The sequence below is a fragment of the Acetobacter sacchari genome, assembly GCF_017377715.1.
GTDB classification, from domain to species: Bacteria; Pseudomonadota; Alphaproteobacteria; order Acetobacterales; family Acetobacteraceae; genus Acetobacter; species Acetobacter sacchari.
Genome location: NZ_JAFVMF010000009.1, coordinates 169,713 through 195,911, shown reverse-complemented (window position 1 = coordinate 195,911; position 26,199 = coordinate 169,713). Strand labels below are relative to the sequence as shown.

The window sequence follows — 26,199 nt, the reverse complement described above, 5'->3', positions numbered from 1 at the left end:
CTGTTGCTGTTGCTGTTGCTGTTGCTGTTGCTGTTGCTGTTGCTGTTGCTGTTGCTGTTGCGCAGCCAAGCGTATGATCCGGCGCGTCGGCGGATTTCCGGTGCATGTCAGCCCGGCCGCTCAAACCGCCGGAGTAGAAGATGCACGATCAGAACGCCTCGAAACTCGCGAAACTCCCGAGCGAAGCGTCGCCGGATGATCCGTTGGCGTTGGACGCCACCGAGATGGCGGCCGCGATCCGCAGCGGTGCGCTTTCGCCGGTGGTGTTGGTGGAACGGGCGTTGGAACGGGCTGAGGCAGTGCAGTCGCAGCTCAACGCCTTTGTCGTCATTCGCCGCGAAGAGGCGCTGGAAGCTGCTCGCGTCGCCGAGCGAGAGGCAGTGAAGGCGCGCGAGAGCGGAGCCGCGCTGGGGGCTCTGCACGGTGTTCCGGTGGCGTTAAAGGATATGACGCCGACGAAGGGCGATATCTGGACCGAGGGATCGCGCCTGTTCGACGGTCGTATCGCGGACCATGACGCGACAATCGCCAGCGCCCTGCTGGGAGCGGGCGCGATTCTCCTCGCCAAGACCACGACACCCGAGTTCGCGTGGTCAAGCCGCACGGATAGTCCGCTTTGGGGCGTAACCCGAAATCCGTACGACCCGTCCAGGACGTCTGGCGGAAGTTCCGGTGGGGCGGGAGTGGCTGTCGCCACCGGCTGCGTACCTCTGGCGGAAGGGTCGGACATGGGCGGGTCGATCCGGATTCCGGCGAGTTGCTGCGGCGTGATTGGCTTCAAGCCGAGTCTTGGGCGCATTCCCTACACCGGGTTGCCCAACGCGTTCGATCCGCTGTCGCACTGGGGACCGCTTGCGCGCACCTGCCGCGACGCCGCGCTTTTCCTCGACGTGACGCAGGGGGGATTCGGTCCCGATGGAGTGCCGCGCAATGGCGACGTGGGATATGACCTCGCGCCGATGGAGCGTTTCGCCGCACGAGTGGGGGCTCTCGATCCGGCGCGGCTGCGTGTCGGCGTCTCGGTCGATCTGGGGTGTTACGAGGTCGACGCCGTCATTGCCGATAACTTGCATGCGGCGGCAAACGCGCTCGCCCGTATGGGAGCGGACGTGGAGATGGTCGACGTCGCGTTTCCCGCTGACCATGCGGCGCTATGGGATCGTGAATGGGCCGTCTGGCAGGCGTTTTATTACGGCGAGGCCGCCGCCGGACGGGAGGACGAACTCGATCCCGAGATGCGCGCGCTGATCGAGGAAGGGCGTCAAATACGCGCGATTGATTACAGGCAGGGCGAGATCATGCGCACGATGATGTGGCGTTCCCTGGCGCCGATCCTGCGGCGTTGCGACGTTCTGCTCTGCCCGACTTTGGCGCGCGATGTCCCGTCCGCCGATGGGTTGCTGCCGCCGGGATATGTGACTGCTGATGGGCGACTACGGGAGGTGACGATGACGGGCGCGTTCAATCTGCTTGCGCGTCTGCCCGCATTGTCGGTTCCGAGCGGCGTTTCGGCGACCGGTTTGCCCACGGGTGTGCAGATCGTAGGGCGACCGGGGGATGACCTCACGGCGCTGCAGGTGGGAGCGCTGATCGAGGGCGCGGTCGGGGCGCAGAGATCGCCAGCAGGAAGCTTCGGGCAGTAATCGCGGAAAGGCGTGCGGGGGCGCCGGATCTATTGGCTGCGTGTCGCCCGCTTCCACGCGCCAGCCGGTAACGCGGGGCGCGCCAGCGTTTTTGGACGCGCATGATCAAGTTTTCACGGGGGCTTCTTGCGCCCTCTTGCGTTACGTTGAGATATAACCGGATAGTGCGCCCCTGTCCGTCGTTGAGTAAGGACGTCTCAAACAAGAACGTCAGCGACTTAGCCTGAAATAAAAAAACACAAGGGCTCAGGATGACATTGGTAGATATCAGCGCCCAGCCTGAACGGCACGGCGCAAAAATTCGGTCAGCGGTCGCAGCGGGCGACGGCGCGCGATCGCGGATAGCGGCATCGTGGCACAGATGCGCGTCATATTACGGACTTGCGCCGGAAAGCGTCGTCTCCCGACGTATTCTCACCGAACGGGAGTTGCGCGATTCCAAAGAGCAGCTGGGGAGTCTCAGCGACCGGATTTTTCCTGCGTTGTCGCGGCTGTCCAAAATCCTCTCCCCGTATAACGTGTGCACGAGCTTCGCTACGCCCGACGGCGTGATCGTGGCGCTTGAGACCTTCGTTGACGATGCCGATGCTCTCCGTAACTGGGGGCTGGCGCGTGGAGCGGACTGGAGCGAGCCAAGGGAAGGCACCAACGGCATCGGAACATGCCTTGTCGAGGAAACGCCCATCGCGATCCGCCATGACGAGCATTTTTTCCTGCGCGACACTGTGATGACCTGCCTCGCGGCTCCGGTTTTCGATCACCTCGGGCAGATCGGCGGGGCGTTTAACGTCTCGTTATGCGGTTCTGACGTGGACAGTCCGGCGCGAGCGCTGATCGCGTCTCTTGTGCTCTCCTCGACGCGGCAGATCGAGATTGATCATTTTCACGCGTGTTACGCCAATCGAAAAATCATCTCCCTCCCTCCGGCGAACGGGCAGTCCGGGGGCGTTCTTTTGGCGGTCGACGCCGACGGCGTGATATGCGGCGCGACACGGGCTGCGCGTACGCAATTCTCGCTGACCGATGCGCGCCTGCGGTCCGGCGTGTGCGCGTCCGACGTCGTCGCGCAGGAGGACGATGATTTCGGAACGTCGGAAAGATCCGTCATCCGCCGTGAACTCGTCCGGACCAATGGTAACGTGTCGGCGGCGGCCCGGAATCTGGGCGTCAGCCTGGCCACGCTCAAGCGGCGCATCGCCCGCTACGAACTGCGTAACGTCTTCCGGGGCGAGTGAGCCGCCCACGAGCGGGTAGTCGGGATGAAGTGGCTCTCTGGTGAGCCACTTCTCTGGCGGGGCCAGCCGGACGCCGACGACAAATCGATAAAACCCTCGCAAATATTCATCGTCCGACCAGTGAATGCGAGGAAGGCCCAATGGCCCACGACAAAGAAGACAAAAAACACGCTCAACCTCGATACAGCAACTTTATCAACGGCAAGTTTGTTGACGTAACAGGTGAAGCGCTCGAAGTTCGCAACCCGGCCAACGGGCGGCTGCTCGGGTACGTTCCCGCCAGTGATGCGAAAACCGTCGCGGATGCTGTCGCCGCTGCGAATGCGGCGCAGGGGGAGTGGGAAAAGCTCCCGGCCATACAGCGTGCAGGATATCTCAGGAAAATTTCGGCAGGCATCCGCGCCCGCCGTGATGAATTCGCGCGCACGATCGTCGAGGAGCAGGGCAAGGTCCAGCCGCTGGCGGAGGTCGAGGTCGATTTCGCAGCGGATTACTTCGACTACATTGCCGAATGGGCGCGTCGTCTGGAAGGGGAGGTGCTGACCAGCGACCGCGTAAACGAGACGATCCTGCTGCTGCGCAAACCCCTGGGCACGGTCGCAGGCATCCTTCCCTGGAATTTCCCGTTTTTCATGATCGCCCGCAAGGTGGGGCCGGCGCTTCTGACCGGCAACACGATCGTGATCAAGCCCAGCGAAGAAACGCCGATCAACGCGCACAAGTTTGCGGAACTGGTGGCCGAGACAGATCTCCCGCCCGGCGTCTTCAATCTGGTCAGCGGAACCGGCGCCGTCTGCGGGCAGGCTCTCACCGAGAGCCCGAAAGTCGACATGGTGACTTTCACGGGAAGCGTGCAGACCGGCATCAGGATTATGGAGACTGCGGCGCGCAATCTTACACGTGTCAATCTGGAGTTGGGTGGGAAAGCGCCCGCCATTGTCCTGGCGGATGCGGATCTCGACCTCGCCGCCAAGGCGATTCATGCGTCGCGCGTGATCAACGCCGGACAGGTCTGTAATTGTGCGGAGCGCGTCTATGTCGAAAAGTCAGTCTACGAAGCGCTTCTCGAGAAACTGAAGGTTCTTTTCGCAGCCACCCGCTATGGAGATCCTTCGGAAGATCGTACGCTGGATATGGGGCCGCTCATCAATCAGGCGGCGGTCGATCGTATAGCCAAAATGGTTGAGCAGGCGAAAACTGAGGGCGCGAATGTTGTCGTCGGCGGAAAAGTGAATGACCAGAAGACGGGGTTCCACTATACGCCGACGCTGCTCTCCGATGTGACATCCGATATGGATGTAATGAAACGTGAGACGTTCGGCGCCGTTTTGCCTGTTATGGCGGTGTCCGGGCTGGACGAGGCGATCGCCCTTTCGAATGATTCTGAATACGGGCTCACATCGTCCATTTACTCGACCAATATCAATTCCATCCTGAAAGCCACGAGGGAATTGAAGTTTGGCGAAACTTACGTGAATCGCGAAAATTTCGAAGCGATGCAGGGATTTCATGCTGGACGCCGGAAGTCCGGAATCGGCGGCGCCGATGGCAAGCATGGATTATATGAGTTCACCGAGACGCACGTTGTCTACATGCAGGGTCAAGTCTGACGAATCTTCCCGCCGTCAGAAACAAAAATAATAAGAGAGCCGCCGTTGGCGCGGTGGCTCATTCGGAGAAGAACAATGACCGTCGTCAATGCGGCATATTTGAAGTCTGATCGTAGATCATCCTTTCGTCTGAAACAGCTTGGCCTGTTCTGCGCAGCGTCCCTGTCGGCGCTGTGCGTTGCAGCGGGCTCCGCGCAGGCCGCCGCAGGGCCTGCTGACGTCGATGGTCAGAGGATCATCAACGCCGACAAGGAACCCGGTAACTGGATGTCCACAGGCCGGACATATGACGAGCAGCGGTTTAGCCCCCTGACTCAGATCACGAGCGACAACGTCGGCAAGCTGGGGCTTGCCTGGCAATACAAGCTCGATTTCGACCGTGGCGTCGAAGCCACGCCGATTGTCGTCGATGGTGTGATGTACACCACGGGTGCGTTTGCAGTCGTCTATGCGCTGGATGGAGCGACGGGAAAACTGCTCTGGAAGTTCGATCCGAAGGAAGATCGCGCCAAGTCGGGGCAATTCTGCTGCGACGCCGTGAACCGTGGTGTGGCGGTGTGGAAAGGCCGTGTCTATGTCGGAACAAATGACGGACGTCTGATCGCGATCGACGCAAAGACCGGGCAATCCGTGTGGGATGTTGACACGATCGCAGATCACGATCGCTCTTACGCCATTTCCGGCGCACCGCGTATCGTCCATGGCAAGGTGATCATTGGCAACGGCGGTGCGGAATACGGCGTTCGTGGCTATGTGACAGCTTACGACGCCGACAGTGGGAAGCAGGCGTGGCGCTTCTATACGGTGCCTGGCGATCCGGACAAACCGCAGGAAACGCCTGAACTGCAGATGGCCGTCAAGACCTGGACAGGAAAAGCATGGTTCGAGCAGGGCGGCGGCGGCACTGCGTGGGACTCCATGGCGTATGACCCTGATCTGAACCTGCTCTATATCGGCACAGGCAACGCGTCGATGTGGAATTACAAGCTGCGCTCGGAAGCCAAGGGCGATAATCTGTTCCTGTCGTCGATCGTCGCGATCAACCCCGATACCGGAAAATACGTGTGGCATTATCAGACCACGCCGGGCGATGCGTGGGACATGACGGCCACCCAGCATATGATTCTCGCGGATCTGAACATCAACGGGCAGACCCGCAAGGTCATCATGCAGGCGCCGAAGAACGGCTTCTTCTACGTTCTTGATCGCGCAACAGGAAAGTTCATTTCGGCGGAAAAATACGCGCCGGTGAACTGGGCCAGCAAGATCGACCCGAAAACCGGTCGCCCTGTCTTCACCGGGGATGCGAGTTACTGGGAAAAGAAGGGCCCTGTTCTGGTGCGTCCCGGTTTCTGGGGTGGTCATGACTGGCAGCCGATGTCGTATAATCCCGCGACCGGGCTGGTCTACATTCCGAAACACGTATTCGCTGTCGAATACGAAGATACGCCCGATTACAAATACATCCAGCATAAGCGGAATTTCTATCAGCTGGGCGTCGGCGCCGCCGCGATGAAGGACGATCCGGCGGATATGGAAAAATGGGCGAAGAGCTGGACCGGCGCTCTGCTTGCATGGGATCCGGTGCATCAGAAGAAAGTGTGGGAAGTTCCCTACACGACAATCTTTAATGGCGGCACGCTGTCGACTGCCGGAAATCTGGTCTTTGAAGGCACTGCCGACGGTCGTGTCGTCGCTTATAACGCCAAAGACGGGACCAAGCTGTGGGAGTCCCCGGCGCAATCCGGCGTTATCGCCGCGCCCGTCACGTATGAGGCAAATGGCGCTCAGTACGTCACATTCATGGTCGGCTGGGGCGGCGCTTTTCCGACATTTGCAGGTGGAGCGTCCCTGCGGGCTGGCGTGAAACCATGGGCGCAGGTCCTGACCTACAAGCTGGGCGGTACGGCTGAATTGGCGAAAGCTGAATACAAGGCGCTGCAAACGCCGGAGCCGCCCGCGCGTGCGGGGACGCCGGAGGATATCGCCATGGGCAAGGATACGTTCAATGGTCATTGCTCGCAGTGCCATGGCATCAACGCGGTTTCGGGTGGCGTCGTGCCGGATCTGCGTCGTTTGTCGGCGGCCCAGCATCAGATGTTCCCGATGATCGTTCAGGGCGCTTACCAGAGTCTTGGCATGCCGTCCTATAAGGATGTCCTGACCGAGACTCAGATTGGTCAGATCCACGACTACCTGATCAAACGCGCCTATGATCTTCAGGACGAATTGAAGAACGGACACAGCATAGCCGACTAAAGTTACCTGCCGTCTCCCTCCGGAGCCATATTGGTTTCGAAGGGGGACGGCGAAGTAAAACGATGTCGTCTTTGAGTTGTGACTGCGGGCTGAGCGCGTAGAGAAAGGACAAGATCAGCCGACGAAGGCGGAATCCTTTCCGAGATAAAAACAAAAACAATAACCGCTACGGGCCGCTACAGACGCTGTCGCAGCGGAGCCGTTGCTCGGAGACAGGTTTCAATGACCACGGTAACTATAAAACGTCGCACGATCTATGCGTGCGCTGGATTTGCTATTTCTGCGCTTGGCCCGAACGCGGCCCGGGCGTCAGACATAACCTTCGCGGTCATAGGTCCGCATGAGTACGATCTTCCTGTCGATTTCAAGCCTTTCAACGTGTTCGTCCAATATGGCGACGGGAACGCTGCTGGAAACACCTATGACGGCCAGGGAAGTCGTAGAGGGACAGGCGGAAGTCATACGTGGGTTGGCCTCAGCAAATACGTGCATTTTCGGAGTTTTGAGGCGATCCCCAAAGTAGGGTTCGCCTTTGAATTGATTCAGGCGGAGAGCTTCACGCTTGCAAACGGAACGAATTACGGCGGCTTAGGTACGACCATTCCCGGATTTGCGTCCTGGTTCAAGCCAAACAGTCACAGCACGTTCGGGTTTCAGACTTTCATGCAGTCACCGTCCGGTACGCGCGATGCAACGGCTTCACACTACTGGTCAAATATTTCCAGTTTTCTCTTTGACTATGAGTGGAAGCATTTCAGCTTCGACGGCGATCTTGGCGCCGTGACTTCCGTAACATCGAGGCATCTAAAAAATCAAAACTCCTATACCCCTGGAACGAGTTTTTTCACCAACCTTCGGTTTAGCTGGAAGGCGACGAAACTGCTTGAACCGTTCTTCGCTTTTGATTGGCAGAACGTCGCCGGAATTTACGACAAAACACAGAAAATGTACGTATCCGACAGCAGTTCGCGAGAGGTCGCCGGTGGAATGGGCGTTATGCTTAACCTGAGCAAGAGCGTGTCCCTTACCATGCGGTATTCGCATTCTATCGAAGGGAGAAACGTGCCGGAGACAAACGCCTATTATATGAAGTTCGTCTATTTGTGGTGATTTTCGGCCGAAGCCGCCGCCGCGCGGCGGCGTTATCTTGTTGTGCAGCCAAATAATTCGGCGCTTGTCGCCGTGTCTTGCGCGCCCAGTCGAGGCGCGCAAACTCGTGTGTGTTCTATCTCTCAGAATTCCAGGCAGATTTTTCCGAAATGTCGATTGCTTTCTTGATACCGAAATGCCGCGACAATTTCCTCCAGAGGGAAGCTTTTGTCGACGATGGGCTTCATGCCATTCGCGTCGATGGCCTTGATCATCTCTATCTGCTGTGAGCGATTGCCAACCAGAACGCCCTGCAAGCGGATTTGTTTGACCAGTACAGGCACGAACTGCAACGGAGCTTCGACGCCGCCCAGAATGCCAATAACCGAAATATGGCCCGCGGCGCGCACGGCCTCCATGGACTGCTGCAGCGTTGATGGGCCGCCAACGTCGACGACATGATCGACGCCCCGGCCTCCGGTCAGCGCGCGAGCGGTCTCTCCCCAAGCCGGATCTGAGCGGTAATTGATAACGTGGTCTGCGCCGAGAGAGCGCATGCGTTCAAGTTTCTCATCGCTTGACGAAGTCGCGATCACCGTCGCCCCCGCCATTTTTGCAAACTGCAGCGCGAAAATGGACACGCCGCCAGCACCCTGCACGAGCACGACGTCACCGGGTTTCACATTGTCGTCGGAAAACAGAGCCCGCCATGCAGTGAGGCCCGCCGTCGTCAGCGTTGCCGCCTCGGCGTGAGAGTAGCCTTTGGGAGCGTGGGTGAAGGCGGTGGTTGGCGCGGTCACTTCTTCGCGCGCATATCCGTCCACGCCGTCGCCCGGAACGGTTGCGAACCCCACGACCTCCGGCGCGCCAGATAGCCACGTCGGAAAAAACGTGCTGACCACCCGGTCGCCGACCGCGAACTCGTTTACGCCTTCACCGATTGCGATCACCTCTCCCGCGCCGTCCGCCATCGGGATACGCGGTTCCGTCGGTCCCCACACGCCGCTGACCACTACATAGTCATGGTAATTCAGGGAGTTGGCGTGCAACCTGACCGTTATTTCACGGGGACGCGGCGCAGGAGCCGGACGCTCGGCGACGGTGACGTGGTCGAAGCCGCCGCCTGGGCCGACGATAATTGCTTTAGGCATGTGATTCTCCAGTGGTCGCGAGCGAGCCTATGTCGCCTCGGGGGACGCGCCAAGCCGAGGGAGGCGGCTTCTGTCGATTGATGAACGCTCACCGAACAAGGTATGCGTGCGGCGCTCGAATTTTGGCTGGTCTTGAGAGTGGCGAGGATAGGATTGTTCAAAATATATCTCTGATCGCAAAAATGATTTTTCCATTATCGGATTGCTCAACATCCAGAGTCACCGGGTGAAGAAAATCGTCAAAACTTATAGTGTTGGGTGTTCATCCGCGAGTTCGTTGGAACACAAGGTTCAACACAGTAAATGACTTACAGGCGCACAGCGTCAAAGGCGCGCCCGCCCGGATGCCTCGCTTTCTAATACTGCGGTATCTTCCGACGGAAACAAGCGTTTTTCAAAATCGCGGACAAGCCTGCGTCCCGGCGTCTCAATGAACCGGTAAGATAGGGCTGATATGGGAAGAATGACAGCCCAACACGCGATGGTTCCAGCCGCGCGCGCAACATTGAACCCGACGCGCGCCTGAAGCAGCGCTTCGACGTGCCACATGATGAACAGAAGAGCCCCATGCCACAGGTAAATCGCGTAGGACCAAAGGCCTAAGGTGTGGGCTGGGCGGCTGCTCAGTATCGCCGCGAGCCGACCTCTCTGGCTGCTGAGTGCGATCATCAAAGGGGGGAGGAGAGCGGCAAATAGGATGTCTGAGGCGGGGATCACGGTGATACAGATCAGGGCGGCCCCGATTGCCACGTCCAGGTGCGTCCGCAGGGTAATGGCGGGCTCCTGGCTACTTCCGGAAAGCGGGCGTTCCACGGCCATGCGGTAGCTGGCGAGGCCAAGCGTGAATTCGGCTATGCACCGTAACAACGGCCAAAGTGGCGTCCCGGATGTTACGTCGAGAAGCCCATTACGGTCTCCCTGCGCGCCGACCGCCGGATGGTAGGCGACCGCCAGAACGCTCGCCCCGGCGAGGGTCGTGGCCAGTATCATGGGCGCGCGGCTTCGCGCGGTGACGATCATCAGGAGGAGCGGAAAGAGAAAATAGGCTGCGAATTCGGTCGATACTGACCAGGACGCCCCCAGAATTGACGGGCTTCCGACCCATGCCTGAATGAGTAATGTGTTGAGAAAGAAGTTTTCCAGAAGTTCGCGCATTGGGCTATGGGCGGACACGGCGACGCCGAGCAGTCGCGAAAAAAGCAGCAGCAGCACGAAAATATAAAGCGGGTATATTCGGGCGAGACGGCGGAGAATGAAGACAGCGAACACTTTCACTGTAAATGTTTGCGCGAAAATACGGCGATAGGACATCGCCATCACGAAACCGCTCAGAACAAAGAAGAGATCGACCGCGAGGTAACCGCGTCTGATGATCGCGTCGAGAATACCGCCTGCGGGATCGCGCATGGTCATGTGGTAGAGCACCACCCACACTGCAGCTATCCCGCGCAAACCGGTCAGTGAGCGGACTTCTGCTGTAACGGCGGCCTGAGGCGCCCCGTGGAGCTGATGCTGAGGCGTTTCAAAGTTGAGAGGCTTACGCAACTCGAAACTCCTCTTGTCGCGAGGCGGCTGGGCGTAACTGTCACCGTGACGAGAAATATCGTCGCACAAGAGCTTCACGGCGCGGTAGCATGTAGTGGGCGCACCTACGTGAATTTCGTATCAATAATGAACGCGCAATTACCTGTAGTAAGGACTTCCTCGCCGAGCCTTGCTCCAGTGGTCGAGAACGTTGGCGCTCAGCATGCGTCGCCGAGATTTTTGGCGACGAAACGCCCTCCGTCGTGCGTCGGCCTTGCCCTTCGGCCTCGCGGGGGGTAGAAGCCCGCCTCTGATCCCCCAGCTTCTTTCTTCCAGGGACGACTTATGAAACAGCAGGCGAACCTGATCCGCGCCGGACAGGTCATCGAGCATGACGGACGTCGGTGGACGGTCCTCAAGCAGCAGATCATTACTCCCGGAAAGGGTGGAGCCTTCATTCAGGTCGAGATGCGCGACCTGAAGACCGGCAACAAGACCAACGAGCGTTGGCGCACCGCCGATACGGTCGAGCGTCTGATGACCGAGGACAAGGAATACACCTATTCCTATTCCGACGGCGACACGCTCGTGCTGATGGACCCCGAGACGTTCGAGCAGTTCATGATCTCTGTGGAGCTTCTGGGCGAGCAGGCCCCGTTCCTGCAGGACAACATGGTCCTGAACGTGAATCTGGTCGAGGGCGACCCGGTGGCCGTCACGCTGCCGCCGCACGTCACGCTTGAGATCGTCGAGGCCGATCCGGTGGTGAAGGGACAGACTGCAAGCTCGTCCTACAAGCCTGCGGTTCTGTCCAATGGCGTGAAGACCATGGTGCCTCCGTTCATTGAGGCGGGCGAGCGCATCGTGGTCCGGACTGACGACGCGAGCTACGTGGAGCGTGCGAAGTCCTGAATTCAGGACTGACCAGACGCTTCATGCGCCGGACGGATGCCTGTCCGGCGTCTCTGACCAAGATTTTCCCAAGGATGTGACCTGTGGCCATGCGCCTCTCCCCCGTGATGACCGTCATGCAGAACGCGGCCCAGAAGGCTGCGAAGCGCCTGCTGCGCGACTTCAACGAGGTCGAGCAGTTGCAGGTCAGCATCAAAGGGCCCGGCGACTTCGTGTCGCAGGCCGATCTGCGCGCTGAAGCCACCATCCGTGAAGAGCTTGAGCGGGCGCGTCCCGGCTACGCCTTCCTGATGGAAGAGTCCGGGGCTTCTGGCGGCGATAACTGGACGTGGCGCTGGGTGGTCGACCCGCTCGACGGAACGACGAATTTTCTTCACGGCCTGCCGCACTGGGCCATCTCCATCGGATTGCAGCGGCGCTTGCCGGACGGTTCGATCGAACTGTCGGCCGGGTTGGTCTATAACCCGGCTGCCGGTGAGATGTTCTGGGCGGAAAAGGGTGTAGGCGCGTTCTTCAACGAGCGTCGTATGCGCGTATCCGCCCGCCGCGAAATGTCCGAGTCCCTCTTCGCGACCGGTATTCCCTTCGCCAAGGTGCCCGCGCGTCAGCGCCTGCCGTTCGCCCGCACGATGGGCGCGCTGATGCCGCAGGTGGCCGGAATCCGTCGCTTTGGCGCGGCGGCCCTCGATCTCGCGTGGGTGGCCGCCGGCCGCTATGAAGGTTACTGGGAGCTCGGCATTCGCCCGTGGGACTGCGCGGCGGGGGCGCTGCTTGTGCGTGAGGCCGGAGGCTATTGCACCGACCCGGCAGGCGTGGATATCAATGATCTCCCCGACGACGTGCTGCTTGTGGCCGGAAACGCGCAGCTCCACGGAAAGCTTCGTGAAATCGTCGCCGACAGCCTCGTCGAGCGCGACTGACCGCTCAGGACGCGATCTTGCGCGCCGTTGACGAAGCCGTCCGTGGGCGGACCGCTCTCCTGCGGGGGCGCAGCTTGACGTGCGGATTTTGCCGGGTGACATCGGCATATGGCTTTGTTTCCAATCGGGAGATGAAGCAGACTTCGCGCGATCTGGCTGGAGCGTACTATTCCGTGCCGCGGAACTGGTTGTCATGAAGCTGCATTTCTGCGCCGCCGTTTCGGTTGCGGCGGTTTTGACCGGCGGCGTCGCGCTTGTCGCGCCTTTGTCGGCCCGCGCCCAGGTGACTACCAATCCGGACGCGCTCGATTCGATAACGCCTGAGCAGAAACCGAGGCAGGAAGCCAGCGCCTCCGGGCACAAAGCCCACGCGCAGAGATCAGCGCGCGTCGGCTCCGACTCCAGCGCTACGGTTAAGCCTGCGGCTGCATCTCAGCTGACAGCGCCGGAAAAGCCTGTCGACGGCGCCGTAGCCGCAACGTCTGGAAAGAGCGAAGCGCAGCCGCAGGCCTCCGCGCCCGCGAAACCCGCGGCGCCGGGCAAACCACCACCGCCGCCAACTATTCCACCCGCGCCGCCCCCGATTCCGATCCTCACGCCGCCGCCGACGCCGGTCGATCTTCACCCGTTTCCAAATCCTGCAGTTCCTCCGGCAGTCAAGGATGCGCAGGGGGCGGCGACGCCGATAGACGGTGGCGTGCGCATCACCTTTGCTGCGAAATCGTCCGACCTGAACGCGGAAACCCGTGATGCGGTCCTGGCCTTCGTGAAAGCCCTTCAGGAAAAGCCAGACTCGCGCGCCCTGATCGACGCGATCGGCAGCGGCGCGCCTAACGATCCGTCCCGCCCACGTCGTATGGCGCTACAGCGTGGCCTCGCTGTTCGCGCAGTCCTGATGAACGCGGGCGTGCCGTCGACGCGTATTTATGTCCGGGTTCTTCCCGCGCCGGCCTCTCCCGGTCCTGAACCTGCCGACCGGGTGGACATAAGGCGTTCGGACGCGGTACCGTAACCCCCGGCTCCGTTACGCCTGCGTCCCGACCACATTCTCATAATCCAAGGCGCCCGATGACCAAACCCACGAGTTATCTCCTCAGGATGGTCGCGTTTCTCGCCGCCGTCATCGTCGTCTGCGGCTTGCTGTGGCGCCCGCTACGCGCGGCGTTCTTCAACAACCCGATGCTCGACGGCCTGATCCTGCTGATTCTCGCCATCGGCGTGGCGTGGAACATCCGTATGGTGCTGAGGCTTCAGCCCGAGGTCGAGTGGGTGGATGCGATGCGGCAAGGCCGCACCGCTCTGGCGCCGCCTGAGCCGCCGACTATGCTCGCGGCGGTTTCCACCGCGCTGGCGGGACAGTCGGGCAGGAGCCGGATCGCGCTGTCCACGCCCGCCATGCAATCTATGCTGGACAGCTTGTCCGGCCGTCTGGACGAAGGGCGCGAGGTGTCGCGCTATATGACCGGATTGCTGATTTTCCTTGGTTTGCTGGGGACGTTCTACGGCCTGCTGCTGACTGTCGGCGCCATCGCGGACGTGATCGGCAGCATGTCGATCGGCAACGGCGATCTCAACGCCATGTTCGACCAGTTGAAGGCGGGGCTGGCCAAGCCGCTTCATGGCATGGGCACGGCCTTCTCAGGCTCCCTGTTCGGTCTGGCGAGCGCGCTGGTTCTCGGTTTTCTCGATCTTACCGCCGGGCAGGCGCAAAACCGCTTCTTCAACGAGCTGGAAGAATGGCTGGCCAGCCTGACGCGCTTTTCCTCGACGATGGGCAATGTCGAAGGTGACGGCTCCATTCCGACCTATGTGCAGGCTCTGCTGGAGCAGACGGCGGATAACCTTGAAGGTTTGCAGCTCATGATCCGGGCGAGCGAGGAGCAGCGCACGCTTCAGACCCAGATGCTGGCGCGTCTGAGCGGTCATCTCGGCGCTATGGCGAATCAGAATGGCGACAACAACGAGTCCCGACAGGCCCATATCCACCTGCGCAACATCGAAACATTGCTAAACCAGCTTGTGTCCGACGCGGAGCGTGGTCGCCAACAGATCATAGCCGACGTCCGCAGCGATATTCGTCTTCTCGCCCGCACGGTCGCTGCGACCGGCGGCCAGACCCCGCAATAAGGCCCCCCGATGCGACCGGGGCGCCGCGGAAGAACCCACCAGGCAGGATTGGATGCGTGGCCGGGCTATGTGGACGCGTTGTCCACACTGCTGATGGTCGTCACCTTCGTTCTTCTGGTCTTTGTGCTCGGGCAGGCTTTCCTGTCCGTTGCATTGAACCGGCGCGAGCATGTGCTCGACAAGTTGCAGGTCCAGGCGGCTGAACTGGCGCGTATGCTGGCGCTTGAACAGAAGACGACGTCCGATCTGAAGGTGAACGTCGCGACGCTTTCAGCTCAGCATGACAAGGACGCGGCCAGCCTTGCCGCGATCGGCGGTCAGCTTGAGCAGGCGCGCGCAGATACGAAAAAGGCGTCCGACCTTGACCACGCGGCTGAAGACAAGGTCACGCAGCTCGACCAGCAACTGACGTCGTTAAACCAGCAGTTGACGGCGATATCGCAGGCTCTCGACATCGCCCACAAGGACGTGTCGGATCGCGATGCGAAAATCGCCGATCTGGGCAACAGGCTGAACATCGCGTTGGCTGACAAGGTGGAGCAGCTCAAGCGGTATCGCTCCGAATTCTTTGGCCGACTGCGCGATGTGATGAAAGATCAGAAGGGTGTGCAGATCGTCGGGGACCGCTTCGTGTTTCAGAGCGAGGTGTTGTTTCCGACCGGCAGCGCCGACCTGACCCCGAAGGGCGCTGCGGAGATCCGGACGCTAGCCAAAACCTTCCGGCAGGTGTCATCGCAGATTCCTGCTGACGTTCCATGGATTCTACGCATTGATGGTCACGCCGACCGGCAGCCTATCCACACGGCGTTCCCCAGTAACTGGGAGCTGTCGAGCGCCCGCGCCATCACAGTGGTCAAATTGCTTATCGCCGAGGGCGTGGACCCGCATCATCTGGCGGCGACCGGCTTCTCCGATTATCAGCCTCTGGTACAGGGTTCGACTTCCGAGGCTTTCGCACGCAATCGCCGCATCGAATTCCGGCTTACGGATCGCTGAGAAGACGCAGAGAGAGAGCGTCTCTGCGTTTAGCACTGCTCGTAATGCAAGGTTACGAGCAGCGCTGAGGCGAAGCCACGGGATTCCCTCGGTTTGGAGGCCGTGCTCCTGATGGCGCGGATAATTATTCGCTTGCCCACCGATGGTATTGGGCTATGTCGCGGCGCTTAGGCCCGATCTGCAGACGAGAGCGATAGGGCGCGGCAATAGGTAAGCGCCTTTCCGCTTCCAATCCTGATAGGGCAGCCTTCGCGGCGATGTGACGCTGAAAAGCCTGCAGAAGGCTGAAAGCGTGAAATGGCGTCCCGCCAAGCGACCGAGATATGGCGATAAAGCGTGTGAACTGAGGACTGTCGTAAAGTCAGATGTCCGGTTCGCGCCGGGCCGAGGAGATGGTTTCGGCTCCTCGCTCGATCAAACAATGTTATGCGAGCGGATACGTCCGTCCGGTCGGATACTGGGTTATCCTGCGACGTCGAGAAACCGCCGTAGACCGAACCCGGTCGCCTTCTCGGCGGCGATGGAAGGCTGCATCGCGACGCTGAAACGTTGCAACGCGGCGTTCCAGACGGAGATATCCGCGTTTTCCGGCACTTCCACAGTCGTCACGCCGCAGCGCATGAGAAATTCGTACTGGTCGGGCAGGATGTGGCCGACCGCGCGAACCTCGCCCTTAAAATGCAGATGCTCACGGAGCGCTCGTGCCTGACTGAAGGCGCGGCCGTCGCGGAAAATTGGAAAGCGCACGGCTACCAGAGATAGTTTTGCAAGCCCTGCGCGAAGCGTCTCAGCCGCCTCGTCAGGTGCGAGCAGGACTCCGAGTTCGCCCTCTGCGCGGCCGAGCCCTTCGCTGAGTCGCGAACTGGGTACGATAACGGCGCCTTCGCCCAGAGGTTCGCCCTCGACAGCGTAGGTCCAGCGATCAGAGACCACGCGGCCGTTTTCAAGCAGCGGCATAGACAACATCCTTGAAAGCTGCCGTCCCGAGACGACGGAAAGTGTCGAGAAACCGCTCAGAACCCTCGCGGCGCGCCAGGTAGAGATCGACCAGCCGGGAGACGGCGTCGACGGTGTCGTCTTCCGTCATGGCCGGACCAAGAATCTGGCCAACGGAAGCGTCCTGTTCACCGGATCCGCCCAGAGTGATCTGGAAAGCCTCTTCGCCACGCTTGTCCACACCAAGAATGCCGATATGTGCGGCATGGTGATGGCCACAGGCGTTGATGCACCCCGAAATATTGAGCCGCAGCTCACCAATTTCCCGTTGTAGGGTGATGTCGGCGAAACGTTGGCTCAGCTTCTGCGAAATAGGGATCGAACGCGCGTTGGCGAGTGCGCAGTAATCGAGGCCGGGGCAGGCGATGATGTCGCTGATGAAGTTGATGTTCGCGGTCCCGAGGCCGGCGGCGTCGAGACGGCGCCACAGTTCCTGTAGTCGATCCTGTCGGACATGACCGAGCACGACGTTCTGCAGATGCGTCACACGGATTTCGCCGAAGCTGAACTCGTCCGCCAGATCGGCCAGAAGATCGAGCTGCGCATCTGTCGCGTCGCCGGGAATTCCACCAGCTGGCTTCAGCGACACGACGACCGAAATATAACCTGGCGCACGGTGCGAGTGCGTATTGGTTCGGACCCATCCGTCGAACGCCCGGTCTGTGGCGCGCGCAGCTGCGAGCGCCGCGACTGCGCCATCTTCAGGCGCGAATTGTGGCGCGCCGAAACGTTCGCTGATCGCCGTGACGATGGAGGGATGCAGGCGGTAGCGCGCGCGGTCCATGGCGGCGAACTCCGCCTCGACTTTCTGACGGAAAACGTCCGGGCCAAGCGCCTGCACGAGAATCTTGATGCGCGCCTTGTAGATGTTATCGCGCCGACCGTACTCGTTATAGACGCGCAGGATCGCTTCCAGATACGCGATCAGGTCTTCCTCAGGTAGATCGTCGCGCAGGCTGACGCCCACGATAGGCGTGCGACCGAGACCGCCGCCGACGAACACTTCGAACAACGGCGCGCCGTTGTCGCCGGGACGCGCGATCAGCCCGATATCGTGGAAGCGCGCGGCGACGCGATCATTCGGGCTGCCGGAGATCGCGATCTTGAACTTGCGTGGCAGGAAGGTGAATTCCGGGTGCAGCGTAGACCACTGGCGCAGGATTTCTGCGTGAATGCGCGGGTCGAGCAACTCGTCTGCCGCCGCTCCTGCGAATTCGTCCGAGGTCACGTTGCGGATACAGTTGCCGCTTGTCTGGATGGCGTGCATGTCCGCTTCGGCCAGCACTTCCAGCGCGGCTGGCGTGTCCTCCAGCTTGATCCAGTTGAACTGGATGTTCTGTCGGGTGGTGAAATGGCCGTATCCGCGGTCGAACTCTCGCGCGATCCGCGCCAGCGCGCGCATCTGGCGCGAGTCCAGAGTTCCATAAGGGACCGCCACGCGGAGCATGTAGGCGTGGAGCTGGAGGTATAGCCCGTTCATCAGGCGCAGCGGCTTGAATTCGTCCTCGGTCAAGGCGCCGGAGATGCGGCGGCTCACCTGATCGCGGAACTGCTCGATCCGGTCGCGCAGGAAGTCACGGTCAACCTGATCGTAGGCGTAGCGCCCGACGGGAGGCGCCGCGCTGTCCTGCCTTACGAGGGTTTCGGTCGACATCCTTTTTCTCTCCTCCATGTGAAGCGATGCGCTTCATCTCAATCCCGCCGGGTCGCAAGACCTTAACGGGTGTGCCTCACGGTCATTATTTCGAAATCATCATCGAAGGCGCCCGGTTTTCACCGACGACTCTTCAGGCCCGCTCCGGAGCGAAGACGGTCGGCGCGAATTCAGGGTGCACAGACGGTCCGAACGCACGAATTCGTTCGCGGGTGGTGAGGGGCGTGATCTCCGCCTCGTCCTCACGGGTCTGCACACCGTAAACCCCCAGCACGCCCTGCGCTTGCGCCTGTCCCTGCAGCGTCTTCAGAAGCGCCTCGACTTCGTCGTTCGGGACAAGGGCTGCGTCGCTGATGCGTTCGCGCCATGCCCCGTCCGCCGCACGCCAGACAACGATTCCGTCAAGCAGCCGGTTGGCGGTGATCACGCTCCGACCATCGGTGTCGCGTCTGTTGCTTCTGATATCCACAGTGAGAAAACCCGTTACGCAAAATCTGTCTTACATTTACGACGCCATTTCAGAAAATACAAGGTCAGCGGCATATATCACTAAAAATAATAGTACAATATACGAAACCTTACACCGGCTCTGGAACAACGTCTGCTAAAACTGCTGGAGCGTCGCTCCACGGGTGATTGCCTTCTACAACGGGCTTTCCGTTCTGAAAGAGCCGAGCCTGCGCGATCTCGAGCACGACGGGGTCTGACGGCGGCGCCTCAACGGGGCGTTCGATCTCGACGCTACGCTCGCCCAGACTTACGGCTAACCTTTCCAGTGGGCCGCGCCGACCGACGCGTTTCACGGTTCCTCCAGAGGCGTCCGTAAGAAGCGTTACCTCGTGGGGACGAATCAGCGCTTCAGTGGCCCCTTCGGCGACGTTTGTTGAAAATGGCGCGACGTGGGTGTCTGCGGGAATGAAAAGCCCATCGGAAACAACGCCCGGAAAGCGCAGCGTCTCGCCCAGAAACTCCATGACGAAAGGCGTCGCTGGCGTTGCGTCCAGCGTCTCTCCATCCGCGTCCTGCACAATGCGCCCGTCCTGCATCACGACAAGTCGATCCGCGACGTCGAGCGCCTCTTCCTGATCGTGGGTGACGAGGATCGTCGTCAGGCCGAGTTGATCGTGCAGATCGCGCAGCCAGGTCCGGACGGCGCGGCGGACCATCGGGTCGAGCGCGCCGAATGGCTCGTCAAGCAGCAGCAGGCGCGGGCCGGTGGCCAAAGCGCGGGCCAGCGCCACGCGTTGCCGCTGGCCGCCGGACAGGCGTTGCGGATAGGCGTCTCCAAGATCAGGCAACTGGATCAACGCGAGAAGTTCCGCGACTTTCGCGTCGATCTCGGCGCGGGAAGGGCGGCTCGCGCGCGGACGAACGTCCAGCCCGAAAGAGATGTTGCGTGCGACGGTGAGGTGCCGGAACAGCGCGTAGTTCTGAAACACGAAGCCGACGTTGCGTTCGCGGGGAGGAAGACCTTCCATCGCGCGTCCGTCGATTTCGACATGGCCGGACGAGGCAGGATCAAGCCCGGCTATGGCGCGCAGCAGCGTCGTTTTTCCTGCGCCCGACGGTCCGACCAGCGCCACAAACGCTCCGTCGGGAACGTGCAGCGACACGTTGTCCAGCACAACTTTGCCACCGGCGACGTGGCGCGTGAGATTTTCGATCAGAACGCTCATGCGCCGCCTCCAGCGGTTTCAGCCTTGCGTGGTTCTTCGCGTCGCATCCGGGCTTCGAACAGCGAGCGCATGCCGACGGTCGCCATCGCCATGATGGCGAGAAGCGCCGCCATACTGAAGGCGGCGACGCTCTGGTAACCATTGTAAAGTGTTTCGATGTGCAGCGGCATCGTTTCCGTAAGGCCCGGTATATGGCCCGAGACCACCGAAACTGCGCCGAACTCGCCCATCGCGCGGGCGGTCGTCAGCAACCCCCCCGAAAGCAGCGCCCAGCGTGCTTCCGGCAGCGTGACGCCCCAAAGAATGCGCCAGAAAGACGCTCCCAGCAGCGTGGCGGCCTCCTCCGCGTCGCGGCCCTGTTGTTCCATCAACGGCAGCAGGGTGCGGGTCACAAAAGGGAAGGTGACGAACAGGGTCGCGAGAAGGATGCCCGGCGTAGCGAAGGCGATGGTGATTCCGACCCTGTTCAGGGCCTCTCCCCACCAACCCTGCGTCCCGAACAGCAGCAGCCATACCAGCCCCGCGACCACTGGCGACACGCTGATCGGAATTTCGATCAGCGCGACAAGAACGCTACGTCCCGGAAAGCGGTATTTCGCCAACAGCCATGCGGCGAGAACGCCGAAGCTGGTGTTGATGGCTACGGCGGCGACCGTCATTTCCAACGTCAGCTTGATGGCGGAGAGGGCGTCGGGATCCGTGATGCTCGCCAGCGCGGCGCCCAACCCGGAGCGCAGCGCCTCGGTGAAGACCAGGACGGGCGGCAGGACGAGCATCAGCCCCACGATCGCGTAGGCTGCGGCGATTAGCGCGATCTCGGCGGGCGAACGGCGAGCGTTGTCCGGTGAGGATGGTGCGAGCGCGTTCACGCCGCGCCCTCCGCGACCAGCCCGCGTGCGGCCCGCCTGCGCAGCATGGCTACCGCGGCGAGGCACGCCGATGAGGCTACAAGCAGAATGAAAGCGATCGAGGTCGCCCCTGCGTAGTCGAATTCCTGCAACCGCACGACGACAAGAAGCGGTGCGATTTCGCTGCGAAACGGCTGGTTGCCTGCGATGAAGATCACCGAGCCATATTCGCCGATACCACGGGCGAAGGCGAGGCCGAAGCCACTGATCAGCGAGGGAAGAAGAGCGGGCGTCAGCACCCGCGCCACGATTTGCCAGGGCCTGGCGCCCAATAGCGTCGCGGCTTCCTCAAGCTCCGACGGTAGATCGCGCAGCACGGGTTCGACGCTGCGAACGATGAAGGGCAACCCCACGAACATCAGGGCTGCGACGATGCCCGTCACGCTGTAGGCGACGCTGATTCCCAGCCGTGATAACGGCGCGCCTAACCAGCCTTGCGGGCTGTATAAGGTTGCGAGGGTAATGCCGGTGACTGCTGTGGGGATCGCGAACGGCAGGTCGATCAGCGCGTCGATCAGGCGTCGTCCCGGCAGGCGCGTTCGCACCAGCGCCCAGGCCAGAATCAGGCCGAGCGGCAGATCCAGAATGGCGGCGAGCACGGCGGACTGGAAGCTGACCCGAAGCGCTGCGAACATGCGCCCGTCGTTGAGCGCAGCGAGCATCGCCGATGCGCCTTCTTGCCAGGGTCGTACCGCCAGCGCGGCAAGTGGAAGGACGACGATCAGGCCCAGCCACAGCAGAGTCGCGCCCAGCGCAAGGCGAAACCCCGGCAATGGATCGCGCGCGCGTCGTCCCTTCGCGTGCAGCGTCGAAGGCTCACGCGTAGGAGAAAGCGTCGCGGACAGGTTCATTTACTGTAAATCTGATCGAAGACGCCGCTGCTTGCGAAATGCTTTTTCTGCACGGCGGTCCAGCCGCCGAGACTGGCGATGTCGAACGTCTTCACCGCAGGGAAGATCGACGCGCTTTCTGCCGCCGCAGTTGGGTCGACCGGGCGAAAGTAATGCTTGGCGCCGATTTTCTGGGCCTCGGGCGTATAAAGGAACTCGAGATAGGCCTGCGCCGCCTCCCGTGTGCCGTGGGCGTCCACATTCTTGTCGACCAGTGCGACCGGGGGCTCAGCAAGGATGGTCAGGTCGGGAACGACGATGTCGAATTTATCCGGCCCGAGGTCGCGCGCTGCGAGCAGCGCCTCGTCCTCCCACGCGAGAAGAACGTCGCCCAGTCCTCGCTGCACGAAGCTGTTGGTCGCGCCCCGCGCCCCGGCGTCGAGCACGGGCACATGAGCGAACAGTGATTTGAGGTAGGCGCGGGCCGTATCCTCGGTCCCGCCCGGTTGACGCAGCGCCCAGCCCCATGCGGCAAGGTAGTTCCAGCGTGCGCCGCCGGAAGTTTTCGGATTCGGGGTCACGACCTGCACGCCGTCACGGACCAGATCGGCCCAGCCGTGGATTCCCTTAGGGTTCCCTTTGCGCGTCAGGAACACGATCGTGCTGGTGAACGGCGTGGAATTGTGCGGCAGTCGCGTCTGCCAATTCGTCGCCAGAAGGCCGTGCGCCGCCAGCATGTCGACGTCATAAGCGAGGCCCAGCGTCACCACGTCGGCGGGCGAACCTTCAAGGACCGAGCGGGCCTGCGCGCCGGAACCGCCGTTGGATGTGCGGACCGCAAGGGCGCTGCCGCCATGCGTGGAGGCCCACTGGGCCGCGAATGCGCGGTTGATGTCGGCGTAAAGCTCGCGGGTCGGGTCATACGACACGTTGAGCAGCGCCTGAGCGGCGCTGGCTTTGCGTCCGCGTCCAATGGCGGCCAGAGCGGCGCATGCCGCCGCGGCGCCGAAGAGCGTGCGGCGGGTGAGGGTGAGCGGCGAGGATGACGTCATTGGCCCGGCTTCATAGGTTTCAATATTACCGTATTTTACGGTGGTATACGCAATATACCCTACTACGTGGCGCTAAATATCAGCAAGCCCCGTCGTTATCTCCGAAAACCACGATATAAAATCGTTTTTATTTAGCCACAGGAGGGGGGGCGGCGTGAAGCGCCTAAAATGACGTATAATGTAACACCTGCTCGTGTTGCGCAGGCGGATGAAACTTGGGAAAACGCGTTGGATTGCGCTCCGCACGGTAAATATGCGCAGCGTTTGGGAGATGGTTTACGAACATGGTCACGTCCAACAGGCTACGCGGATACGGACTCCGGACGCTTTCAACCCGCCTTGCTGCGGGCTTCGCGCTGGCTCTTCTCGCCGCTCCGTCGTTCGCGTCCGCGCAGGACGCTGATCCGGACGAACACAAGGGGCCGGACATGCATCAACTCGCCGCGCATCCATCAGCGCCGCCGGTCCACAAGGATTACAGTCACTACCTCTATCGCCCGCACGGTGATCGCGTGCAGGAGCAGCCGGATCTCGACCGGCTCCTGTTCTGGACGCCGGATGGAAAACCCGACGGTTACGCGCAGCGCCGGGGCGAGAGCGTCATCTATTACGACGCGGCAGGACGCGCGATCCGGGTGCAGCGCCTCGCTCCCGAGGATCTGCAATAAGCCGGATCGTCACCGGCTTGACGCGCCCTCCAGGTCGTCATCCTCCGGGCAAGCGCATTCTGGAAAGAAGGCGCTCATCAAAGTAACGCGCGAGAGGCGTTACACGCACCGAAGTGAGCGGATGCCTGCCTAGACCGTCGCGCCTGCGGCGAGGGGAGGGGGTAGCCCCTCCTCCCAGGGAGGGACCCCGCCGTATCGCTCGGCGCCGTATCGCTCCGCCAGATAATCGATCATCGCCCGGACCTTGAGGGACACGGTCGGGGTCGGCGCGTAAACCGCATGCAACTGCGACGCTTCAAGCAGTGGCGAGTCGAACGCCAGCGTCACAAGCGCGCCGGAGCGCAGAGCGTCTGCCACAATGAACGTTGGCTGGTAGATAATCCCCTGACCGACGATAGCGGCTTCTCGCAGGGCGTCGCCATTATTGGCCACCAGGGGGCAGCGGATCGGAGCCGTTCTTTCGCCTTTTTCCCCGAAGCTCCATCGCGTCGTGCCGACTGCGTCACTGAGCGTATACCCGAGGCAGGCATGGCGCTGCAGGTCGGCGACCGTCGTGGGTGTGCCGTGTCGCGCAAGGTACGACGGCGCGGCGCAGACGACCATGCGGATTGATGCGAGCTTGCGCGCCCGCAGGCTGCTCGGCGCCATACGCCGGATGCGCAGGGCAAGATCCCATCCATCTTCGATCAGATCCACAGTGCGGTCGTCCAGCCCAAGATCAACGGTCACGAGCGGATAACGCTCGCTAAATCCCGAGAGCAGCGGCGCAACGTAGCGAATGGCGAACGAGACCGGCGCGTTGAGTCTGAGCGTGCCGCGGGGCTCCTGCGCATCGACGGCGACTGCCTGTTCGACGTCGTCCAGTGCCGGGAGAATGCGCTGGCACCCATCAAGAAAGCGCCGTCCGGCCTCCGTCAGGGAAAGGCGACGCGTACTGCGCTGAAACAGGGCGACACCCAGGCGCGCCTCCAGCGCTGCAATGTGCTTCGTCACCATTGTCTGCGACATGCCGAGCGACCGAGCGGCTGCGGCGAAGCTGCCGTCAGCGACGACGCGAACGAATGTCTGCATTCCGGTGACGCGATCAAGCATCGGGGGAGTATCTCACACCAGGAGTGTTATATGAACGTCCTGAACAGGGGATTATCGTCTGGCGGTCGTAGCGGCAAGATCGCGCCGTGTTTCGACGACAAAAGGTGACGCCGATGACGGCTTCGACCACCACGCCAGCCCGGCAACCCGTTTTGTTTGCGCCCCATGGCGGGGGACCATGTTTCTTCATGGACCAGCCGGTCATATGGGATCGTATGGCGGCTTATCTGCGCGGGCTGGCTGCAACCCTGCCGCAGCGTCCGCGCGCGATACTGGTCGTCTCCGGGCATTGGGAAACCGAGCGGCCGACGGTGACCTCCAGCGCGGCGCCTCCGTTGATTTACGATTACTACGGATTTCCGGAGCATACGTATCATCTGCAATATCCCGCGCCGGGATCGCCCGAACTTGCAGCGCAGGTCCGGTCGCTTCTGTCCGCCGCCGGAATCGCAAATGACGAAGACCCCGAGAGGGGTTTCGATCACGGCGTGTTCATTCCTTTTTTGCTCGCCTTTGGCGATGCCGATATCCCCGTCGTCGAGCTGTCGCTTCGGGAGGATATGAGCGCCGCGGAAGAGGTTCGCATCGGCGCGGCGCTGCAATCCCTGCGTGACGATAATGTGCTGATCGTGGCTACCGGGATGACGTACCATAACCTGCGGCAGTTCCGGCAGTCGGATCCGTTGTCAGCGGACGCGTCGCAAGCCTTCGACGCCTGGCTGGCCAAGGCGGTCGAGGCGGAGCCGGAGGAACGGAATGCTGCGTTATTGCGTTGGGAGGCCGCGCCGGGCGCCCGGCAGTGCCACCCGCGTGAGGAACATCTGTTGCCGCTGATGTTCGCAGCTGGCGCTGCGGGCGCGGATCTTGGCAAGCGCGATTACAGCGACGTCGTCATGGGAAAGGCTATGTCCGGTTTTCGCTTCGGCTGAACAGTTTCCGTCGGCGCGAGGGCGCGCCGACGATCGCCCTGATCGGGCGACGCCACATTGGCAATGAAAGAGAGAGTTTATGAAAACGCGTCTTATGACTTCGACTGTCGCCGCTTTGGCCGCCGCTGCGTTCATTTCTTCGGCTCGGGCCGAAACGACGGCTCAGGGAATTCAGGCGGGCGAATATAAGGTCGAACCCGGCCACACGGAGGTCACGTTCTCGCTGCTGCATTTCGGGTTCACTCAGTATTCGGGAATGTTTTCAGGCGCTTCTGGCTCGTTGAAGATCGATCCGGCCCATTTGGCCGCTACGAAGCTGACGGTCAGCCTGCCGATCTCCAGCGTTGCGACGACCAGCGACGTGCTGACTGGCGAGTTGAAAGAACCCGACTGGTTCGACGCCGCGCGCTACCCGACCGCGACGTTCACCTCCAAAAGCGTCACCGCGACCGACGCAGGACACGCGACGATCAGCGGCGATCTTACCTTGCACGGCGTCACGAAGCCCGTCGTTTTGCAGGCGCAGTTCATCGGCGCCGGCGTAAACCCGATGGACAAGGCGTATACGATCGGATTCCAGGCGACCGGGGTTATCAAGCGCAGCGATTTCGGCGTGTCGAAATACGTTCCGATGGTTGGTGACGACGTGACCCTGTCCATCGCGGGCGCGTTCGAGAAGCAGAACTAATCTGATCCAGTCTCTCTAACGGGATATCGAGTGTGGAAGCGGCGGCCGACAGGTCGCCGTTTTTCTTTGTAGCTAGTGGAAATTCATCCTCAACCTAGCGCCTAAAGTTGCCATGTGCCTTTTTGGAAGCCGTCATTAGCCTCCCTGTGTCGGCAGTCGACCTGATACGTCATCGCCTCAGGGGGAATCATCACGACGAATCATGAAGCTCACTCAATACGCAGCGTCACCGCTTCTGTA

The 26,199-nt window shown here is 61.3% G+C and carries 23 protein-coding genes; 13 read left to right on the top strand and 10 right to left on the bottom strand.

Annotated features, from left to right (window positions below; genetic code table 11):
- The first annotated feature begins 140 nt into the window (after positions 1–140).
- The 5 genes from J2D73_RS10115 (at position 141) to J2D73_RS10095 (ending at position 7,857) form a co-directional block, all read left to right on the top strand.
- Positions 141–1,643, top strand: coding sequence for an amidase (locus tag J2D73_RS10115; protein ID WP_207881432.1), 1,503 nt, complete (start codon positions 141–143; stop codon positions 1,641–1,643).
- Between the two features lie 251 nt (positions 1,644–1,894).
- Positions 1,895–2,878 (top strand): helix-turn-helix domain-containing protein, encoded by a 984-nt coding sequence (locus J2D73_RS10110; protein ID WP_207881431.1) that lies wholly within the window; start codon positions 1,895–1,897, stop codon positions 2,876–2,878.
- Between the two features lie 140 nt (positions 2,879–3,018).
- A complete protein-coding gene (gene aldA / locus J2D73_RS10105; protein ID WP_207881430.1) occupies positions 3,019–4,488 on the top strand; it encodes an aldehyde dehydrogenase in 1,470 nt (489 codons plus the stop codon).
- Between the two features lie 75 nt (positions 4,489–4,563).
- A complete protein-coding gene (locus J2D73_RS10100; protein ID WP_207881429.1) occupies positions 4,564–6,747 on the top strand; it encodes a PQQ-dependent dehydrogenase, methanol/ethanol family in 2,184 nt (727 codons plus the stop codon).
- 222 nt (positions 6,748–6,969) lie between these two features.
- On the top strand, positions 6,970–7,857 hold the full coding sequence (locus J2D73_RS10095; protein WP_207881428.1) for a transporter: 888 nt from the start codon (positions 6,970–6,972) through the stop codon (positions 7,855–7,857).
- A gap of 122 nt (positions 7,858–7,979) precedes the next feature.
- On the opposite strand, the gene J2D73_RS10090 is transcribed toward J2D73_RS10095, so the two are convergent.
- Together J2D73_RS10090 and J2D73_RS10085 are read right to left on the bottom strand one after the other, a co-directional pair.
- Positions 7,980–8,987: a zinc-dependent alcohol dehydrogenase family protein gene (locus J2D73_RS10090; protein WP_207881427.1), complete on the bottom strand. Its 1,008-nt coding sequence runs from the start codon at positions 8,985–8,987 to the stop codon at positions 7,980–7,982.
- Between the two features lie 324 nt (positions 8,988–9,311).
- On the bottom strand, positions 9,312–10,532 hold the full coding sequence (locus tag J2D73_RS10085; RefSeq protein WP_207881426.1) for an acyltransferase family protein: 1,221 nt from the start codon (positions 10,530–10,532) through the stop codon (positions 9,312–9,314).
- A 324-nt stretch (positions 10,533–10,856) separates the two neighbouring features.
- Here J2D73_RS10085 and efp point away from each other — a divergent pair, with 324 nt between their 5' ends.
- From efp to J2D73_RS10060, 5 genes are all read left to right on the top strand, one after another.
- Entirely contained in the window at positions 10,857–11,423 is a 567-nt protein-coding gene (efp, locus tag J2D73_RS10080) for an elongation factor P (protein ID WP_086644834.1), read from the top strand.
- A gap of 89 nt (positions 11,424–11,512) precedes the next feature.
- On the top strand, positions 11,513–12,343 hold the full coding sequence (locus J2D73_RS10075; RefSeq protein WP_207881425.1) for an inositol monophosphatase family protein: 831 nt from the start codon (positions 11,513–11,515) through the stop codon (positions 12,341–12,343).
- Positions 12,344–12,536: 193 nt separating this feature from the next.
- A complete protein-coding gene (locus J2D73_RS10070) occupies positions 12,537–13,355 on the top strand; it encodes an OmpA family protein (RefSeq protein ID WP_207881424.1) in 819 nt (272 codons plus the stop codon).
- Between the two features lie 56 nt (positions 13,356–13,411).
- Positions 13,412–14,470, top strand: coding sequence for a flagellar motor protein MotA (locus J2D73_RS10065; RefSeq protein WP_207881423.1), 1,059 nt, complete (start codon positions 13,412–13,414; stop codon positions 14,468–14,470).
- Between the two features lie 9 nt (positions 14,471–14,479).
- A complete protein-coding gene (locus tag J2D73_RS10060) occupies positions 14,480–15,466 on the top strand; it encodes a peptidoglycan -binding protein (RefSeq protein WP_207881422.1) in 987 nt (328 codons plus the stop codon).
- Between the two features lie 462 nt (positions 15,467–15,928).
- Here the strand turns inward: J2D73_RS10060 and J2D73_RS10055 are convergent, their stop codons facing one another.
- The 7 genes from J2D73_RS10055 to J2D73_RS10025 form a co-directional block, all read right to left on the bottom strand.
- A complete protein-coding gene (locus J2D73_RS10055; protein WP_207881421.1) occupies positions 15,929–16,423 on the bottom strand; it encodes a DUF934 domain-containing protein in 495 nt (164 codons plus the stop codon).
- Entirely contained in the window at positions 16,410–18,116 is a 1,707-nt protein-coding gene (locus tag J2D73_RS10050) for a nitrite/sulfite reductase (RefSeq protein WP_207881420.1), read from the bottom strand. The genes J2D73_RS10055 and J2D73_RS10050 overlap by 14 nt, the downstream gene beginning before the upstream one ends.
- A 133-nt stretch (positions 18,117–18,249) precedes the next feature.
- The gene (locus tag J2D73_RS10045) at positions 18,250–18,585 is read right to left on the bottom strand and encodes a DUF2849 domain-containing protein (RefSeq protein ID WP_086644827.1); all 336 of its coding nucleotides are present in this window, start codon (positions 18,583–18,585) and stop codon (positions 18,250–18,252) included.
- A 109-nt stretch (positions 18,586–18,694) separates the two neighbouring features.
- Positions 18,695–19,792, bottom strand: a complete 1,098-nt coding sequence (locus J2D73_RS10040) for a sulfate/molybdate ABC transporter ATP-binding protein (protein WP_207881419.1) — start codon at positions 19,790–19,792, stop codon at positions 18,695–18,697.
- Positions 19,789–20,607: a sulfate ABC transporter permease gene (locus tag J2D73_RS10035; protein ID WP_341535068.1), complete on the bottom strand. Its 819-nt coding sequence runs from the start codon at positions 20,605–20,607 to the stop codon at positions 19,789–19,791. Before J2D73_RS10035 ends, J2D73_RS10040 begins: the two co-directional genes overlap by 4 nt.
- A gap of 50 nt (positions 20,608–20,657) precedes the next feature.
- Complete coding sequence (gene cysT, locus J2D73_RS10030) at positions 20,658–21,551, bottom strand: sulfate ABC transporter permease subunit CysT (RefSeq protein WP_207881418.1); 894 nt, start codon at positions 21,549–21,551, stop codon at positions 20,658–20,660.
- A complete protein-coding gene (locus tag J2D73_RS10025) occupies positions 21,548–22,582 on the bottom strand; it encodes a sulfate ABC transporter substrate-binding protein (protein ID WP_207881417.1) in 1,035 nt (344 codons plus the stop codon). The genes cysT and J2D73_RS10025 overlap by 4 nt, the downstream gene beginning before the upstream one ends.
- A gap of 284 nt (positions 22,583–22,866) precedes the next feature.
- Here J2D73_RS10025 and J2D73_RS10020 point away from each other — a divergent pair, with 284 nt between their 5' ends.
- On the top strand, positions 22,867–23,250 hold the full coding sequence (locus J2D73_RS10020; RefSeq protein WP_243429831.1) for a hypothetical protein: 384 nt from the start codon (positions 22,867–22,869) through the stop codon (positions 23,248–23,250).
- Between the two features lie 129 nt (positions 23,251–23,379).
- On the opposite strand, the gene J2D73_RS10015 is transcribed toward J2D73_RS10020, so the two are convergent.
- Positions 23,380–24,342, bottom strand: coding sequence for a LysR family transcriptional regulator (locus J2D73_RS10015; protein ID WP_207881416.1), 963 nt, complete (start codon positions 24,340–24,342; stop codon positions 23,380–23,382).
- Positions 24,343–24,455: 113 nt separating this feature from the next.
- Between J2D73_RS10015 and J2D73_RS10010 the strand changes: the two genes are divergently transcribed.
- Both J2D73_RS10010 and J2D73_RS10005 read left to right on the top strand, forming a co-directional pair.
- Positions 24,456–25,271, top strand: coding sequence for a DODA-type extradiol aromatic ring-opening family dioxygenase (locus tag J2D73_RS10010; RefSeq protein WP_207881415.1), 816 nt, complete (start codon positions 24,456–24,458; stop codon positions 25,269–25,271).
- A 79-nt stretch (positions 25,272–25,350) separates the two neighbouring features.
- Positions 25,351–25,959, top strand: a complete 609-nt coding sequence (locus J2D73_RS10005) for a YceI family protein (RefSeq protein ID WP_207881414.1) — start codon at positions 25,351–25,353, stop codon at positions 25,957–25,959.
- The last annotated feature ends 240 nt before the right edge of the window (positions 25,960–26,199 follow it).